Source organism: Streptomyces sp. JN8, assembly GCF_055808075.1.
The window spans coordinates 2,868,464-2,883,432 of sequence record NZ_CM147852.1 but is presented as its reverse complement, the minus strand read 5'-3'; the positions used below and the strand labels follow the sequence as shown (position 1 = coordinate 2,883,432).

Annotated in this window: 14 protein-coding genes and 1 pseudogene; 9 read left to right on the top strand and 6 right to left on the bottom strand. The window is 71.6% G+C overall.

What is annotated here, in order from left to right:
• Nucleotides 1–8 precede the first annotated feature (8 nt).
• From ACY0MR_RS12235 to ACY0MR_RS12220, 4 genes are all read left to right on the top strand, one after another.
• Nucleotides 9–926 (top strand): F0F1 ATP synthase subunit gamma, encoded by a 918-nt coding sequence (locus tag ACY0MR_RS12235; protein ID WP_361851629.1) that lies wholly within the window; start codon nucleotides 9–11, stop codon nucleotides 924–926.
• Nucleotides 926–2,368 (top strand): F0F1 ATP synthase subunit beta, encoded by a 1,443-nt coding sequence (gene atpD / locus ACY0MR_RS12230; protein WP_361851632.1) that lies wholly within the window; start codon nucleotides 926–928, stop codon nucleotides 2,366–2,368. Before ACY0MR_RS12235 ends, atpD begins: the two co-directional genes overlap by 1 nt.
• A gap of 114 nt (nucleotides 2,369–2,482) precedes the next feature.
• The gene (locus ACY0MR_RS12225) at nucleotides 2,483–2,857 is read left to right on the top strand and encodes a F0F1 ATP synthase subunit epsilon (RefSeq protein ID WP_053648591.1); all 375 of its coding nucleotides are present in this window, start codon (nucleotides 2,483–2,485) and stop codon (nucleotides 2,855–2,857) included.
• A 143-nt stretch (nucleotides 2,858–3,000) separates the two neighbouring features.
• Nucleotides 3,001–3,447, top strand: a complete 447-nt coding sequence (locus ACY0MR_RS12220; protein ID WP_361851636.1) for a DUF2550 domain-containing protein — start codon at nucleotides 3,001–3,003, stop codon at nucleotides 3,445–3,447.
• A gap of 136 nt (nucleotides 3,448–3,583) precedes the next feature.
• Here ACY0MR_RS12220 and ACY0MR_RS12215 read toward each other — a convergent pair whose 3' ends face one another.
• The 3 genes from ACY0MR_RS12215 to ACY0MR_RS12205 all read right to left on the bottom strand — a co-directional run bounded on the left by ACY0MR_RS12215 (nucleotide 3,584) and on the right by ACY0MR_RS12205 (nucleotide 7,409).
• Nucleotides 3,584–5,431, bottom strand: coding sequence for a glycosyl hydrolase family 18 protein (locus ACY0MR_RS12215; RefSeq protein WP_398472839.1), 1,848 nt, complete (start codon nucleotides 5,429–5,431; stop codon nucleotides 3,584–3,586).
• 131 nt (nucleotides 5,432–5,562) lie between these two features.
• Nucleotides 5,563–6,216: a response regulator gene (locus ACY0MR_RS12210; RefSeq protein WP_388793515.1), complete on the bottom strand. Its 654-nt coding sequence runs from the start codon at nucleotides 6,214–6,216 to the stop codon at nucleotides 5,563–5,565.
• The gene (locus ACY0MR_RS12205; RefSeq protein WP_404085444.1) at nucleotides 6,213–7,409 is read right to left on the bottom strand and encodes a sensor histidine kinase; all 1,197 of its coding nucleotides are present in this window, start codon (nucleotides 7,407–7,409) and stop codon (nucleotides 6,213–6,215) included. The genes ACY0MR_RS12210 and ACY0MR_RS12205 overlap by 4 nt, the downstream gene beginning before the upstream one ends.
• A 152-nt stretch (nucleotides 7,410–7,561) precedes the next feature.
• Here ACY0MR_RS12205 and ACY0MR_RS12200 point away from each other — a divergent pair, with 152 nt between their 5' ends.
• The gene (locus ACY0MR_RS12200) at nucleotides 7,562–8,185 is read left to right on the top strand and encodes a hypothetical protein (RefSeq protein ID WP_388793519.1); all 624 of its coding nucleotides are present in this window, start codon (nucleotides 7,562–7,564) and stop codon (nucleotides 8,183–8,185) included.
• On the opposite strand, the gene ACY0MR_RS12195 is transcribed toward ACY0MR_RS12200, so the two are convergent.
• Together ACY0MR_RS12195 and ACY0MR_RS12190 are read right to left on the bottom strand one after the other, a co-directional pair.
• Nucleotides 8,105–8,677 (bottom strand): cob(I)yrinic acid a,c-diamide adenosyltransferase, encoded by a 573-nt coding sequence (locus tag ACY0MR_RS12195; protein WP_388793521.1) that lies wholly within the window; start codon nucleotides 8,675–8,677, stop codon nucleotides 8,105–8,107. The genes ACY0MR_RS12200 and ACY0MR_RS12195 overlap by 81 nt on opposite strands.
• Before the next feature lie 13 nt (nucleotides 8,678–8,690).
• Nucleotides 8,691–8,867: pseudogene (locus ACY0MR_RS12190) on the bottom strand (ABC transporter permease); the annotation flags it as partial.
• 395 nt (nucleotides 8,868–9,262) lie between these two features.
• Here ACY0MR_RS12190 and ACY0MR_RS12185 point away from each other — a divergent pair.
• From ACY0MR_RS12185 to ACY0MR_RS12175, 3 genes are all read left to right on the top strand, one after another.
• Complete coding sequence (locus ACY0MR_RS12185; RefSeq protein ID WP_361851653.1) at nucleotides 9,263–10,111, top strand: 3-hydroxyacyl-CoA dehydrogenase family protein; 849 nt, start codon at nucleotides 9,263–9,265, stop codon at nucleotides 10,109–10,111.
• A 126-nt stretch (nucleotides 10,112–10,237) separates the two neighbouring features.
• The gene (locus ACY0MR_RS12180; RefSeq protein WP_148006196.1) at nucleotides 10,238–10,561 is read left to right on the top strand and encodes an STAS domain-containing protein; all 324 of its coding nucleotides are present in this window, start codon (nucleotides 10,238–10,240) and stop codon (nucleotides 10,559–10,561) included.
• 228 nt (nucleotides 10,562–10,789) lie between these two features.
• Complete coding sequence (locus tag ACY0MR_RS12175) at nucleotides 10,790–13,480, top strand: ATP-binding protein (RefSeq protein WP_473560688.1); 2,691 nt, start codon at nucleotides 10,790–10,792, stop codon at nucleotides 13,478–13,480.
• A gap of 73 nt (nucleotides 13,481–13,553) precedes the next feature.
• Here ACY0MR_RS12175 and nucS read toward each other — a convergent pair whose 3' ends face one another.
• Nucleotides 13,554–14,225: an endonuclease NucS gene (gene nucS, locus ACY0MR_RS12170; RefSeq protein WP_361853474.1), complete on the bottom strand. Its 672-nt coding sequence runs from the start codon at nucleotides 14,223–14,225 to the stop codon at nucleotides 13,554–13,556.
• Between the two features lie 249 nt (nucleotides 14,226–14,474).
• Here nucS and ACY0MR_RS12165 point away from each other — a divergent pair, with 249 nt between their 5' ends.
• A complete protein-coding gene (locus ACY0MR_RS12165) occupies nucleotides 14,475–14,867 on the top strand; it encodes an SCO5389 family protein (protein ID WP_015036224.1) in 393 nt (130 codons plus the stop codon).
• Nucleotides 14,868–14,969: the final 102 nt, after the last annotated feature.

Sequence of the window (14,969 nt, the reverse complement as noted above, 5' to 3'; positions counted from 1 at the left end):
CCTGACTCATGGGAGCGCAGCTCCGGGTCTACAAGCGTCGCATCAAATCCGTCACCGCGACGAAGAAGATCACCAAGGCGATGGAGATGATCGCCGCCTCGCGTGTCGTCAAGGCGCAGCGCAAGGTGCAGGCGTCGACTCCGTACGCGACCGAGCTGACGCGCGCGGTCACGGCGGTGGCCACGGGTGCGAACGATAAGCACCCGCTGACCACCGAGGCGGAGAACCCGATCCGTGCCGCGGTCCTGCTCCTCTCGAGCGACCGCGGTCTGGCCGGCGCCTTCAACTCCAACGCCATCAAGGCCGCGGAGAGGCTGACGGCGAAGCTGGAGGGCGAGGGCCGCGAGGTCACGATCTACGTGGTCGGCCGTCGTGGCATCGCGCACTACAACTTCCGTGAGCGGAAGCTGGCCGGCTCGTGGACCGGGTTCACGGACCAGCCGTCGTACGGCGACGCCAAGACGATCGCGGCTCCGCTGATCGAGGCGATCGAGAAGGACACGGCGGAGGGTGGTGTGGACGAGCTCCACATCGTCTACACCGAGTTCGTCTCGATGATGACGCAGACGGCGGTCGAGGCCCGGCTGCTGCCCCTCAGCCTCGACGAGGTGGCGAAGGAGGCGGGCGACAAGGACACCCTTCGTCCGCTGTACGACTTCGAGCCGTCGGCGGAGGACGTCCTCGACGCCCTGCTGCCCCGGTACGTCGAGAGCCGGATCTACAACGCGCTGCTGCAGTCGGCTGCTTCCAAGCACGCCGCCACGCGACGCGCGATGAAGTCGGCGACCGACAACGCGGGAGACTTGATCAACAACCTCTCCCGACTTGCCAACGCGGCCCGCCAGGCCGAAATCACCCAGGAAATCAGCGAGATCGTCGGTGGCACCGCAGCCCTGGCCGACGCGACCGCGGGGAGTGACAAGTAATGACGACCACTGTTGAGACGGCCGCCGCCACGGGCCGCGTCGCCCGGGTCATCGGCCCGGTCGTCGACGTGGAGTTCCCCGTCGACGCGATGCCGGAGATCTACAACGCGCTGAACGTCGAGGTTCCGGACCCGGCCGTCGAGGGCGGGACCAAGACCCTGACCCTCGAGGTCGCCCAGCACCTCGGTGACGGCGTCGTCCGCACCATCTCGATGCAGCCCACCGACGGTCTGGTCCGCCAGGCCCCCGTGGTCGACACCGGCGACGGCATCACGGTGCCCGTCGGCGACGTCACCAAGGGCCGCGTGTTCAACACGCTGGGTCAGGTGCTGAACGCGGACGAGTCCACCGTGGCCGACGCGCCGCGCTGGACCATCCACCGCAAGGCCCCGGCCTTCGACCAGCTCGAGTCCAAGACCGAGATGTTCGAGACCGGCCTGAAGGTCGTCGACCTTCTCACCCCGTACGTCAAGGGTGGAAAGATCGGTCTGTTCGGTGGTGCCGGTGTCGGCAAGACCGTTCTGATCCAGGAAATGATCGTCCGTGTGGCCAAGCTGCACGACGGTGTGTCGGTCTTCGCGGGCGTCGGCGAGCGCACCCGTGAGGGCAACGACCTCATGGTGGAGATGGAGGAGGCCGGCGTTCTGGACAAGACCGCCCTGGTCTTCGGCCAGATGGACGAGCCCCCGGGCACCCGTCTCCGCGTGGCCCTCGCCGGTCTGACCATGGCGGAGTACTTCCGCGATGTGCAGAAGCAGGACGTGCTGTTCTTCATCGACAACATCTTCCGCTTCACGCAGGCCGGTTCCGAGGTGTCGACCCTGCTCGGCCGTATGCCCTCCGCGGTGGGTTACCAGCCGAACCTGGCCGACGAGATGGGTCTCCTCCAGGAGCGCATCACCTCGACCCGTGGTCACTCGATCACCTCCATGCAGGCGATCTACGTCCCCGCCGACGACCTCACCGACCCGGCGCCGGCGACCACCTTCGCCCACCTCGACGCGACGACGGTTCTCTCCCGTCCGATCTCCGAGAAGGGCATCTACCCGGCCGTGGACCCGCTGGACTCCACGTCCCGGATCCTGGACCCGCGCTACATCGCGCAGGACCACTACGACGCCGCCACGCGCGTCAAGGGAATCCTGCAGAAGTACAAGGACCTCCAGGACATCATCGCGATCCTCGGTATCGACGAGCTGAGCGAGGAGGACAAGCTCGTTGTCCACCGCGCCCGCCGTGTCGAGCGCTTCCTGTCCCAGAACACCCACGCGGCGAAGCAGTTCACCGGTGTGGACGGTTCGGACGTTCCGCTCGACGAGTCGATCGCCGCGTTCAACGCGATCTGCGACGGTGAGTACGACCACTTCCCCGAGCAGGCGTTCTTCATGTGCGGTGGCCTCGAGGACCTCAAGGCCAACGCCAAGGAGCTCGGCGTCTCCTGAGCCCCGTGCTCTCCCGAGGGGGGCGGGATTCCGGTCCCGCCCCCCTCACCACGCCCCTTAGAATTGACCCCAACACCCGGCACTACCGCCGGGTGGTGACCCGAGGAGCCACCCTTGGCTGCTGAGCTGCACGTCGAGCTGGTCGCCGCGGACCGGAGTGTCTGGTCCGGCGAGGCCACCCTGGTCATCGCGCGTACCACCTCCGGCGACATCGGCGTCATGCCCGGCCACCAGCCGCTGCTCGGTGTGCTGGAGTCGGGCCCGGTGACCATCCGTACCAGCGAGGGCGCGACCGTCGTCGCCGCCGTCCACGGTGGATTCATCTCGTTCGCCGACGACAAGCTGTCGCTGCTCGCGGAGGTCTGCGAGCTGGCGGACGAGATCGACGCCCAGCGCGCCGAGCGCGCGCTGGAGCGTGCGAAGTCGGACTCCGACGCGGCCGCCGAGCGGCGCGCCGACGTCCGGCTGCGCGCGGTAGCGGTCCGCTGACGGTCCGCGCAGAGTAGTGCCCTCAGCCGCGGCACGGTCTGGAGCCATCCAGACCGTGCCGCGGCTGAGGCGATGCAGATGCAGGTCGTATTCGGTTCTGCCGGCGGTGTCGGCTACGGGACGCAGCGAGGAGGTCGGTGAAGATGTTCCTCGCTCTGCTCGTGTGCGGCCTGGTCGTCGCACTGGTGGTGATCGGACTCTTCGTCTTCGGTTTGCGCCGAAGGCTGATCCAGCGCGCCGGCGGCACCTTCGACTGCTCGCTGCACTGGAACGTCCCGGACGATCCGGATCCGAGCGGCAAGGGCTGGACCTACGGTGTCGCCCGCTACAGCGGTGACGAGATCGCCTGGTTCCGGGTCTTCTCGTACGCGCCCCGTCCGCGCCGTGTCCTGGAGCGCTCGTCCATCGTGGCCCTGGAGCGCCGGATGCCGGAGGGCGAGGAGGAACTCGCGCTCCTCTCCGACATGGTGATCCAGCCCTGCATGTACGAGGGCGTCCGCCTGGAGCTCGCTATGAGCGAGGACGCCCGGACGGGCTTCATGGCCTGGCTGGAGGCCGCACCCCCCGGACAACGGGTGAATGTGGCTTGAGTTCCTTGCCCGTTGGATGGGGGTCCCCCCGGACGAAGTCTGGGGGAGGGTGAATGTGGCCTGAGTGGCCGGACAGCGAGGAAGCGGGGGTCGGCGTGCTGCGCCGGCCCCCGCTTCTTCGTGTCCCCGGTCGGGCTTAGTTCAGACCGGTGTTGATGGCGCCGACGAGCTCGCCGTTGCTGGTGTCACCGCTGAACTCCCAGAAGAACGCTCCGCCGAGGCCCTGGTTCTTGGCCCAGCTCATCTTCGAGTTCACGGTGGCGGGGGTGTCGTAGCTCCACCAGTTGCTGCCGCAGTGGGCGTAGGCCGTGCCCGCGACGGTGCCGTTGGCGGGGCAGGTGTTCTTGAGGACCTTGTAGTCCTCGATGCCCGGCTCGTAGGTGCCCGTGGCGGGGCCGGTCGCCGTGCCGCCGGGGGCGGCCTGGGTGACGCCGGTCCAGCCGCGCCCGTAGAAGCCGATGCCGAGCAGCAGCTTGTTGGCGGGGACGCCCTTCGCCTTGAACTTGGCGATCGCCTCGGCGGAGTTGAAGCCCTGCTGCGGGATGCCGGCGTACGAGGTGAGCGGGGAGTGCGGGGCCGTCGGACCCTGCGCCGCCCAGCCGCCGAAGAAGTCGTACGTCATCACGTTGAACCAGTTCATGTACGGCGCGGCGCCCGCGTAGTCGGCGGCGTCGATCTTGCCGCCGGTGGAGGCGTCGGCCGTGACGGCCGCGGTGACCAGGTAGTTGGCGCCGAACTTGGCCCGCATGGCCTGCATCATGTTCTTGAAGGAGGCGGCGCCGCTGGTGTCGCAGGAGAGACCGCAGGCGTTCGGGTACTCCCAGTCCAGGTCGATGCCGTCGAAGACGTCGGCCCAGCGCGGGTCCTCGACCAGGTCGTAGCAGGACTGCGCGAAGGCCGCCGGGTTCTGGACGGCCTGGCCGAAGCCGCCCGACCAGGTCCAGCCGCCGAAGGACCAGAGGATCTTGATGTTCGGGTAGGCCTTCTTCAGCTTGCGCAGCTGGTTGAAGTTGCCGCGCAGCGGCTGGTCCCAGGTGTCGGCGACGCCGTCGACGGACTGGTCGGCGGTGTAGGCCTTGTCGTAGTCGGCGTAGGCGTCACCGATGGTGCACTTGCCGCCCTGGACGTTGCCGAACGCGTAGTTGATGTGGGTGATCTTGGACGCGGAGCCCGAGGTCACGATGTTCTTCACGTGGTAGTTGCGCCCGTAGACGCCCCAGTTGGTGAAGTAGCCCATCTTCACCGCGTTGGGGTTCGGCTGGCCGCCGCCGCCCCCGGTGGTGCGGACCGGGGTCGCGCCGGAGGCGGGGCCCGTCTGGTCGACGGTGTCGCGGGCGACGACGGTGTAGCTGTAGTCGGTGCCCGCGGTCAGGCCCGTGTTGGTGTACGTGAGGCCGGTGACGGTCGCGACGGTGGTGCCGTCCCGCTTGACGTCGTAGTTCTTGACGCCCTTGTCGTCGGTGGCCGCGGTCCAGGTGAGTTTCACCGAGGTGTCGGTGATGTCGGAGGCCACGGGGGTGCCGGGGGCGGAGGGGGCGTTGTCGCCGGGCTGGCTGGTGCCGTCACAGGCGGCGCCGTTGATCTTGCAGCCGCTGGGGGCGCCGGGGCCCGCGCCGTTGTAGCCGAAGGAGACCGAGGCGCCGGGGGCGAGGGTCCCGTTCCAGCCGACGTTCTTGGCGGTCCAGTGGTTGCCGGAGCTGGTGACGGAGGCGTCCCAGGCGGAGGTGACGGACGTACCGGCGGGGTAGTCCCACTCGACGGTCCAGGAGCTGATGGTGGTGGTGCCGGTGTTCTTGACGGTCCAGCTGGCACCGAATCCGGTGCCCCAGTCCTGGGTCTTGGTGTACGTGGCGGTGGCCGAGGTGGCCGCTTCCGCGGGCGTGGCGAGGCCGACCATGGCGGCCAGGGGCAGGATCAGGGCGGTGAGGCCGGCGGCGGCCCGGTGTCTGAACCCTGTTCTGCGCGTCGGTGCTTGAGTGCTCAACGGTGCTCCTCAAGTTGCGGACGGACATGGGTGGGGGTGGTCCGGTGGTCCGTGAAGATGCGCGCGCCCCGCGAGCGTAGAAAGGTCTGGACCAACCGTCAAGAGGTCCAGACCAACGTCGGTGAGGTCCGCTACACCCCCAACTCCTGCGCCAGGACGGCCGCTTGGACCCTGCTCCGCAGCGCCAGCTTCCCGAGCACCTTGCTGACGTGCGTCTTCACCGTCGCCTCCGCCATGTCGAGCCGTACCGCGATCTCCGCGTTCGACAGCCCCTGGCCCAGCGTCGAGAGCACCTCCCGCTCCCGGGGCGTCAGGGCGTCGAGCACCGAGGGGTCCGTCCCCGACGGCTCCCGGACCGGACGGCCCGTCGCCGCGAACTCCGCGATCAGCCGCCGGGTCACCGCCGGGGAGATCAGCCCCTCGCCGCGCGCCACCGTCCGGACCGCCTCGATCAGCTCCCGCGCCTCCGCGTTCTTCAGCAGGAAGCCCGACGCCCCCGCCCGCAGCGCCCCGAAGACATAGGCGTCGAGGTCGAAGGTCGTCAGCACCAGCACGTCGGCCAGTCCCTCCGACACCACGATCCCGGTCGCCGTCACCCCGTCCATCCGGGGCATCTGCACGTCCATCAGGACCAGGTCGGGGCGGAGGGCGCGGGCCAGCTCCACCGCCCGCTCGCCGTCCGCAGCCTCCCCGACGACCTCGATGTCCGGCGCGCTGCCCAGGATGAGCACCAGGCCCGCCCGTACCGCGGACTGGTCCTCGGCGACCACCACCCGCACTGTCATGCCTGCTCCTCGTCCCTCACGTCCATGGGCAGTTCCGCCCTGACCTGCCACAGCTTGCGACCGTCGTGGTCCGTCACCGGACCCGCCTCGAAGGCGCCGCCGAGCAGCTCCACCCGCTCCCGCATCCCCACCAGGCCGGCCCCCGAGCCGGGCGCCGTCGGGCCGGGACGCTCCCCGTAGCGGCTCGTCACCTCGACCGTGAGGGCCTCGGGTTCCCGGGCGAGCACCACCAGGACCTCGCCCGGCGCCGCGTGCTTGAGCGCGTTCGTCAGGGACTCCTGCACGATCCGGTACGCGGCCAGCTCCACCGGCGCCGGAAGCCCCGCCGCGCTCTCCCTGGTGTCCTCCAGGACGAGGTCGAGACCGCTCGGCCGGGCGTTCGCCCGTGCCTGGTCGACGAGCGCGTCCAGGCCGGCGAGCGTGGGCGCGGCGGCCGGCTCCGTGTCCCCGCTGCTGTCCCGGAGGATGCCGATGAGCCGACGCATCTCGGACAGGCCCGCCACGCTGTTCTCGCGGATCACGGTGAGCGCCTGCCGGGTGGTGGCCGGTTCGTCGAGCGACAACGCGGCCGTGGAGTGGATCGCGATCGCCGAGAGGTGGTTCGCCACCATGTCGTGCAGCTCGCGCGCCATCCGGGCCCGCTCGGTGACGACCGCCTGCGCGCGGTCCATCTCGGCGAGCAGCGCCGTCTGCTCGGCCCGCAACCGGGCCGCGTCGGCCGCCTCCCGGTGGTTGCGCACGACGGCGCCGGTCATCGCGGGCATGAAGGAGATCATGCCGGTGAGTGCCCCGACGAGCAGCGCGATCGCGTCCTGCCACCAGACCAGGAAGCCGACGGTGACCGCCACCGTGACCAGGCCGGTCGTGTAGGGGACCCGGCGGGCGGTGGCGGGGGGACCGTAGACGACGGCCGCGTAGACCAGGTCCGTGAACATCAGGATCGTGATCAGGTTCCCGTAGGTGATCTGGTCGGCGACGATCGCGAGGGTGCCGACGGCCAGCGCGGTCCGCGGCAGCGTCCTGCGCAGCGCCTCCATCACGGCCATCACGGCGAGCGGGATCAGCGGAGCCCACCGCTGGTCGAGGAGGCGGTCGCCCGTCGTGTAGAGCCCGAAGGACCACAGGAGGAGTCCGCAGGAGAACCCGAGGAGGCCCATGAGCAGGTCGAAGCGGAGCGGGCGGGGGAGCGTCACGTACTCATCCAACACGTCCGCACCGGCCCCGGCCTCCTCGTCCGGGCCGATCCGTGCCTCCGCCGAAGGATGTAGGCGGACTTCGTCACCGGCGACGACGAGGACGGCCGGATCGCGCGGGACGCTGAGGGGGTACCGAAAGGGGAACCGCCGTGATCGTCACGCTGATCGTCGTCTGCGAGGTCGGCTTCTGGGTCCTGCTGGCCGCCGGCCTCGCCGCCCGCTACCTCCTGAAGATGCCCCGGACGGGTATCGCCCTGCTGCTCTGCGAGCCGCTCCTGGAGGTCCTGCTTCTGGTCGTCACCGCGATCGACCTCAAGAACGGGGCCGACCCCAGCTGGAAGCACGGCCTCGCCGCCCTGTACATCGGGTACACCGTCGGCCACGGCCACCGCACCGTGAAGTGGCTCGACGGCCACGCCGCCCACCGCTTCGGCGGTGCGCCGCGGCCCCCGAAGCCCCCGCAGTACGGGATGGCCCGGGCCCGCCACGAGGGCAGGGTCTGGCTCGGCTCGGTGACGGCGGCGGCCGTCGCCTCCGGACTGCTGCTGCTGGCCGCCCTGTACGTCGGCGAGGACGGGAACACCGACGGCCTCTACGGCTGGATCTTCGTCGCCTGGCGGGCGGCGGGCATCCACGGCCTGATCGCGCTCAGCTACGCGGTCTTCCCGCGGAAGGCCCCGCGGGAAGAGGCCTCAGCGGTCCCCGCCCGGGACCCAGAGCACGTCCCCGACCTCCTTGTTCGCCGTACGAGCAAGGATGAAGAGCAGGTCTGAGAGGCGGTTGAGGTAGGTGGCGGTCAGGGCGTTCATCGTCTCGCCGTGCACCTCCAGGGCCGCCCAGGTGGAGCGCTCCGCCCGCCGGACCACCGTGCACGCCTGGTGCAGCAGCGCCGCCCCGGGCGTGCCGCCCGGCAGGATGAAGGAGCGCAGCTTGTCGAGCGACTCCAGGAAGAGGTCGCAGTCGGCCTCCAGCTTGTCGACGTACGACTGCTCGACGCGCAGCGGGGGGTACTCGGGGTCCTCGACCACCGGGGTGCAGAGGTCCGCGCCCACGTCGAAGAGGTCGTTCTGCACCCGGACGAGGACCTTCACGAGCTCCGCGTCGAGCTGTCCCAGGGCGATGGCCGTACCGATGGCGGCGTTGGCCTCGTTGGCGTCGGCGTAGGCCGAGATCCGCAGATCCGTCTTGGCGGTCCTGCTCATGTCGCCGAGGGCCGTGGTGCCCTGGTCGCCGGTGCGGGTGTAGATGCGCGTCAGATTGACCATGGGTCCAGCCTAGTTAGACGACGGCCTTCTGGAACGTCCGTGTGCCGACCGTCACGGCGAGCGCCGCGCCGACCAGGGCCACGAGCACCCCGTACAGCAGCGTCGGTGTCGCGTAGTGCCCGAGGTACGCCTCGCGGACCGCGTCCACCAGGTGCCGGAACGGCATCAGCCGGGAGAGCGCGTCGAGCCAGGTCCAGCAGCAGGTCCACGAGGCCGTCGTCGCCACCCTCCGCGAGGAGACCGGCGCCCCCGCCGACGACCCGCTGCCGCTGCTCGTCGGCGGGCAGCTCGCCTGGATCGAGTCCACCGTCGTCGGCTACATCACCCGCGCCATGACCGCCGGCGGCCGGGCGACCACCGTCTCCCGCGAGGCGCTCGTGCTGCTCGACGAGATCGAGGAGCTGCTCGGCGACAAGGTGCTGACGTACGCCGTACGGGAGGACTGACCCCCCGAACGGGGTGCTGCGAGTGTGACGTCCGTCAAACAGGGCGTGACGCGCATTACTTCACGGTCACATGACGCCTCCCGACCGCTAATCTCCGCCGGAGAGCCAGAAGTGAACAGGCGTTAAGGGGTGGAACATCGTGGCCAGGAAGCTCGCCGTCATCGGGGCCGGACTCATGGGATCCGGCATCGCGCAGGTCTCGGCACAGGCGGGCTGGGACGTCGTCCTGCGTGACGTCACCGACGCCGCGCTCACCCGGGGCACCGACGGCATCAAGGCGTCGTACGACCGGTTCGTCGCCAAGGGCAAGCTGGACGCCGCCGACGCCGAGGCCGCGCTCGGCCGCATCACCGCCACCACCGAGCTGGAGGCCGTCGCCGACGCCGACATCGTCGTCGAGGCCGTCTTCGAGAACCTCGACGTCAAGCACGAGATCTTCCGCTCGCTCGACAAGGTCGCCAAGGACGGCGCCGTCCTCGCCTCCAACACCTCCGCTATCCCGATCACCAAGATCGCCGCGGTGACCGCCCGGCCCGAGGCCGTCGTCGGCACCCACTTCTTCTCCCCGGTCCCGATGATGCAGCTCTGCGAGCTCGTCCGCGGCTACAAGACCAGCGACGAGACCCTCGCCACCGCGCGGGAGTTCGCCGAGTCGGTCGGCAAGACCTGCATCGTCGTCAACCGCGACGTCGCCGGCTTCGTCACCACCCGGCTCATCGCCGCCCTCGTCGTCGAGGCCGCCAAGCTCCAGGAGTCCGGCGTCGCCACGGCCGAGGACATCGACATCGCCTGCAAGCTCGGCTTCGGCCACGCCATGGGCCCGCTCGCCACCGCCGACCTCACCGGCATCGACATCCTGGTGAACGCGGCCACCAACATCTACACCGAGTCCCAGGACGAGAAGTTCGCGGCGCCGGAACTGATGCGCCGGATGGTGGACGCGGGTGACATCGGCCGCAAGAGCGGGCAGGGCTTCTACAAGTACTGAGCACGGCCCGCCACCCCGCCTCACCCCGTGGGGTGAATTTCGGTATCGGTTCGCTGACAAGGCGCAACGTATCTGCCGGTGCGGCAGTCAGTTGTTGCGAAGACGGAGCACTCTCGGGGAGCGCATATGCACATCAGGGGCGACCAAGTCGAGCTGGTCGTCGGGGGCCGCCTCGACGTCCGCAGCGCGGCGGACGCCCGTACGGTCCTGCACTCGGCCGTCGACGACGGCGTCGGCGACCTGGTGCTCGACCTGACCGGCCTCGACTCCTGGGACGCGACCGGACTCGGCGTCATCATGGGCGCCCACCGGCGCGCGGGCCGCTGCGGCCGACGACTCGTCCTGCGCGGGGTGCCGCCCCAGATGCAGCGACTGCTCGTCGCCACCAAGCTGCACCGCATCCTCGCCATCGAGGGCGGCCTCGCGCTGGAGTCCCTGCCCCGGGTGTGACCACCCGGAGCCGGGCCGGCCCGGTGCGGGACGACCCGCCGGTGACACCCGTGTGAAGCAGCCGTGCGAACCCGGCGTCACGCGCAATCCTCACAAGACCGTGACGACTGGGTCTCGTGGGCACCCCACCTGTTCCCGAGCGCCTGACCACGGTCTAGGGTTCGGTCGCCTGCACATTGACGGACCCACCCGGCGGGCACCGGACACCGCTTCTTGGGGGCTTGGACCATGGACCCGATCAACCGCGGGCCGGAGGAGTACGGACACGACGGCGAGGGCGACGACGCCCGCCAGGGTCGCGGCGCCCCCGCCCCGGCCCCCGCACCCGCGCGTGCCCGCGTCGTCCGGCTCGTCTCCGGCGACCTGCTCGTCACCGTCAACCCGGTCGACGGCAGCGAGATCGAACCCTGCCCGCCCGGCCAGGAACCCGAGGCCCCCCGCCCCCGCACCCCCGAGGAGCGCGCCGAGGCCGCCCGCGCCGCCGCCCCGCCCGTACCGCCGGGCCCGGCCGCGCCCGCGCTGCCCCTGCTCGAACGCCAGGAGGAGCGCGAGCGGCTCGCCGGCATCCTCGGCCGCGGCCGCTCCGCCCGCCTGAGCGGCCCCGCCGGATCCGGCCGCACCGCCCTCCTCGACGCCGTCGCCGCCGACTGCGCCGACCTCGCCCCCGACGGGGTCGTCCGGCTCTCCGGCCACCACCGCACGCCCGCCGAACTCCTCCACGAACTGTTCGCCGCCGTCCGGCACGCCCCCGACCACCGGCCCGGCCAGGACGTGCTCCACGAACGGCTCCGCGAGATCGGCGCCGTCGTGCTCGTCGACGACCTGGAGTTCGGCGGCGCCGCCCTCGACGAGTTCCTCGCCGCCGCCCCCGAGTGCGCCTTCCTGCTCGCCGCCGGACCCGACACCCCCGCGCCGTCCCCCGACGCCCACGTCGAGGACATCCACCTCGCCGGCCTCGGCCGCGGCGCCGCGATCGAACTCCTGGAGAGCGCCGTCGGCCGCACCCTCAGCGACGACGAGGCCAACTGGGCCGGAGACCTCTGGTTCGAGTCCGAGGGGCTGCCGCTCCGCTTCGTCCAGGCCGGCGCCCTGCTCCGCCAGCGCGACCGGCTCCGCGTCACCCCCGCCGAGTTCGACGCCTTCGGCGCCCTGGAGGAGGCCTTCGGGCCCCTCGACCCGGAAGCCGCCGCGGCCGCCGCCGCCGCGGCCTTCGACGGAGTCGAGGACCCCGACGTCGAACTCCGCGAGATACCCCTGCCCAGCCTCGGCGAGGGCGCCGCCCCCGCCGCCCTGCTCGCCTCCCGCCTCAGCCGCTCCGCCCAGACGGCCCTCCGCTTCGCCGTCGCCCTCGGCGGCGAGGTCCCGCACCAGGCCCACCTGCCGGCCCTCGTCGGCGACACCCACGCCGACGCCGCCCTCGGCGAACTGCGGGCCTGCGGCCTGCTCTCCCCGGTCGGCCCCCGCTACCGGCTCGCCGCCGGCGTCCTCACCCAGCTCCTCGCCCAGGGGTACGAGCCCGCCCACGCCGCCGCCGACCGCGCCCACACCGCCGCCCAGCACTACGCCTGGTGGGCCGCGCACCCCTCCGTCACCCCCGAGCGGGCGGCCGCCGAGTCCGACGCCCTGCTCGCCGCCCTCTCCGTCCTCGTCGCCGGCAACGGGAGCACCCCCGACACGGAGGCCGAGCACCGCGCCACCGCCGTCCTGCTCGCCCGCGCCGCCGCCCCCGCCTTCGCCGCCGGACTGCACTGGGGCGCCTGGGAGCGGGCGCTGCGCGCCGGACAGGAGGCCGCCCGGCTCACCGGCGAGGTCGCCGAGGAGGCCTACTTCCACCACGAGCTCGGTGTCCTCGCCCTGTGCGCCGGAAACCTGGAGCGGGCCCGCGCCGAGCTGGAGGCCTCCATCGGCATGCGCGGGGTGCTCGCCGACAAGCGCGGCACCGTCGCGGGCCGCCGCGCCCTCGCCCTGGTCGCCGACCTCTCCGGCGAGCACGCCGCCCCGGCCCCCCGCGCCGAGGAGCCCGTCTCACCGCCCCGCGGCGTGCCCTCCCTGCGGGGCCCCGGCCGCAGACCGGCGGCCGAGCCCTTCCCGGCGCTGTCGGCGCCCTCGCCGGCCACGACCCCGCCCGTCGCCTTCCCGGCCAAGGCGCCGGCCCCCGGCGGTCCCCCCGGGGGCACGGCCCGGGCCGCGATGCCCGCGTTCCCCGACTTCGCCGACGAGGGCCCGACGCTCATCACCCGCCCCGACACCGACAAGGGCGCCGGCCGCCCGAGCCTCCGGGGCGGCATCATCAGCGGCGCGCGCCGCAACCTCGCCGCCGTCGGTGCCGGCGCGCTGCTCGTCGCGGTCCTCGGCACCGTCGTCACGCTCGGCGCGACCTCCGGGAACGGCGAGGACCCGGCCACCAACCACGTCACCTCCGACAGCACGGCCACCGACGACCCCCTCGACGACGGCACCGACGGCGAGGAGCCCGCCGAGGGCGAGGAGGGCGGACCCGGCGAGACCGGCGGCCCCAGCAGCTCCGGCTCCCCGAGCCCCTCCGCCTCCGGGAGCGCCTCGTCCACGGACCCGGCGGACCCGTCGAACTCGGGGACCCCCGACGGCTCCGGCACCCCGTCGACCTCGGACAGCCCGTCGACGACCCCGCCGCCCACCACGACGACCGCTCCCACCGGTCCGACCACCGGGCCGTCCGGGCCCACGACGACGCCCCCGAAGCCCCCGACCACGACGTCGAAGCCCCCGACCACGACGACGCCGCCGGTGACGACGACCGCGCCGGAGCCGACCACCGACCCGCCGACCACCTCCCCGACGACGGAGGAGGAGAACAGCCCCAGCATCTCCGCCTCCTCGACCCTGGGCGACACCCGCCCCGCCCCCGGCGACGTCACCTCTTCCGGGACGCCCGCCTGACGGACCCCGGGTACGGGGAAGGCCCCGGGCGCGTCCACCGCACCCGGGGCCTTCCCCGTACCGCCCGCCGTCCTCAGAACAGCCGCAGCTTGTCGTCCTCGATGCCCCGCATCGCGTCGTAGTCCAGGACCACGCAGCCGATGCCGCGGTCCGTCGCCAGGACCCGGGCCTGCGGCTTGATCTCCTGCGCCGCGAAGACGCCCCGGACCGGCGCGAGGTGCGGATCGCGGTTGAGCAGCTCCAGGTAGCGGGTCAGCTGCTCGACGCCGTCGATCTCACCGCGCCGCTTGATCTCGACCGCGACCGTCGCCCCGTCGGAGTCCCGGCAGAGGATGTCCACCGGTCCGATCGCGGTCGGGTACTCGCGGCGGATCAGGGAGTAGCCCTCGCCGAGGATCTCGATGCGGTCGGCGAGCAGCTCCTGGAGGTGGGCCTCGACGCCGTCCTTGATGAGGCCGGGATCCACCCCGAGCTCGTGCGAGGAGTCGTGGAGGATCTCCTCCATCGTGATGATCAGTTTCTCGCCCGCTTTGTTGATCACGGTCCAGACGCCCGCCTCGTCGCCGGCGCCCTCCTTGAGCGTGCAGGGCGGGGACATCCAGTTGAGCGGTTTGTACGCCCTGTCGTCCGCGTGGATGGAGACGCTGCCGTCTGCCTTGACGAGGATCAGACGGGGCGCGGAGGGCAGGTGGGCCGTGAGCCGGCCCGCGTAGTCCACGGAGCAACGGGCGATGACGAGACGCATGGTCGGCAACGCTACAAGACGGGCGCTCTTCCGCGCGATTCGGGCATCGCCCCGGCCTCCCGCGGGCATGATCCTGAGCCGAACACCCGTCGGTTATCAGCCGGTTGTACTCCCCATCTCCTGGTGCGTGCAGGACTGCGCGCTTACCGTGGAAGCTGGAGGTCGTCGTCCGTGCACGCTGCGTGGCGGGCGGCCCGGCCTTCGCCCTGCCCGCAAGACCCCGTGCGCGGGGTCGCGAGAGGAGAACCCATGTCGCTCGACGTCTCACCGGCACTGTTGGAACAGGCCGAGCGAGGCGAGGTCGACGAAGCCGACTTCGTCGACTGCGTCCGGACCTCCCTGCCCTACGCATGGGAGATGATCAGTTCTCTGGTGGCCCAGCTGAAGGTCGACGGCGGAGAGTTCGCCGACAACCAGACGCCGCCGCCGAATGAGCAGGCACGTGGTCAGCTGCTGCGCGCGCTCGCGAGCGACGCCATTCGTGGTGCGCTGCAGCGGCATTTCGGGGTGCGTCTCGCCTTCCAGAACTGCCACCGGGTGGCGGTCTTCCCGCTGGACCCGTCGGTGGACGAGCGGCTCGCCCGCTTCACGTCCGTACGGGGGCAGCTGCTGAACCAGTCGCCGGAACTGCGCGACTGCTGAGACATGGTGCTGTCGCTCCGCATCGCGGGAGACACGGTCGATGCGTGCCGACGCGCATCGCCGCGCGGAGGTGCCGGAGCGGCAGCACAGCCCCGAACGACC

Bases quoted from the DNA above. Each gene is read 5' to 3' on its own strand.
- ACY0MR_RS12235 (WP_361851629.1), top strand. From the start codon at position 9: ATGGGAGCGCAGCTCCGGGTCTACAAGCGTCGCATCAAATCCGTCACC.
- atpD (WP_361851632.1), top strand. From the start codon at position 926: ATGACGACCACTGTTGAGACGGCCGCCGCCACGGGCCGCGTCGCCCGG.
- ACY0MR_RS12220 (WP_361851636.1), top strand. From the start codon at position 3,001: ATGTTCCTCGCTCTGCTCGTGTGCGGCCTGGTCGTCGCACTGGTGGTG.
- ACY0MR_RS12210 (WP_388793515.1), bottom strand. From the start codon at position 6,216: ATGACAGTGCGGGTGGTGGTCGCCGAGGACCAGTCCGCGGTACGGGCG.
- ACY0MR_RS12195 (WP_388793521.1), bottom strand. From the start codon at position 8,677: ATGGTCAATCTGACGCGCATCTACACCCGCACCGGCGACCAGGGCACC.
- ACY0MR_RS12180 (WP_148006196.1), top strand. From the start codon at position 10,238: ATGCACATCAGGGGCGACCAAGTCGAGCTGGTCGTCGGGGGCCGCCTC.
- ACY0MR_RS12175 (WP_473560688.1), top strand. From the start codon at position 10,790: ATGGACCCGATCAACCGCGGGCCGGAGGAGTACGGACACGACGGCGAG.
- nucS (WP_361853474.1), bottom strand. From the start codon at position 14,225: ATGCGTCTCGTCATCGCCCGTTGCTCCGTGGACTACGCGGGCCGGCTC.
- ACY0MR_RS12165 (WP_015036224.1), top strand. From the start codon at position 14,475: ATGTCGCTCGACGTCTCACCGGCACTGTTGGAACAGGCCGAGCGAGGC.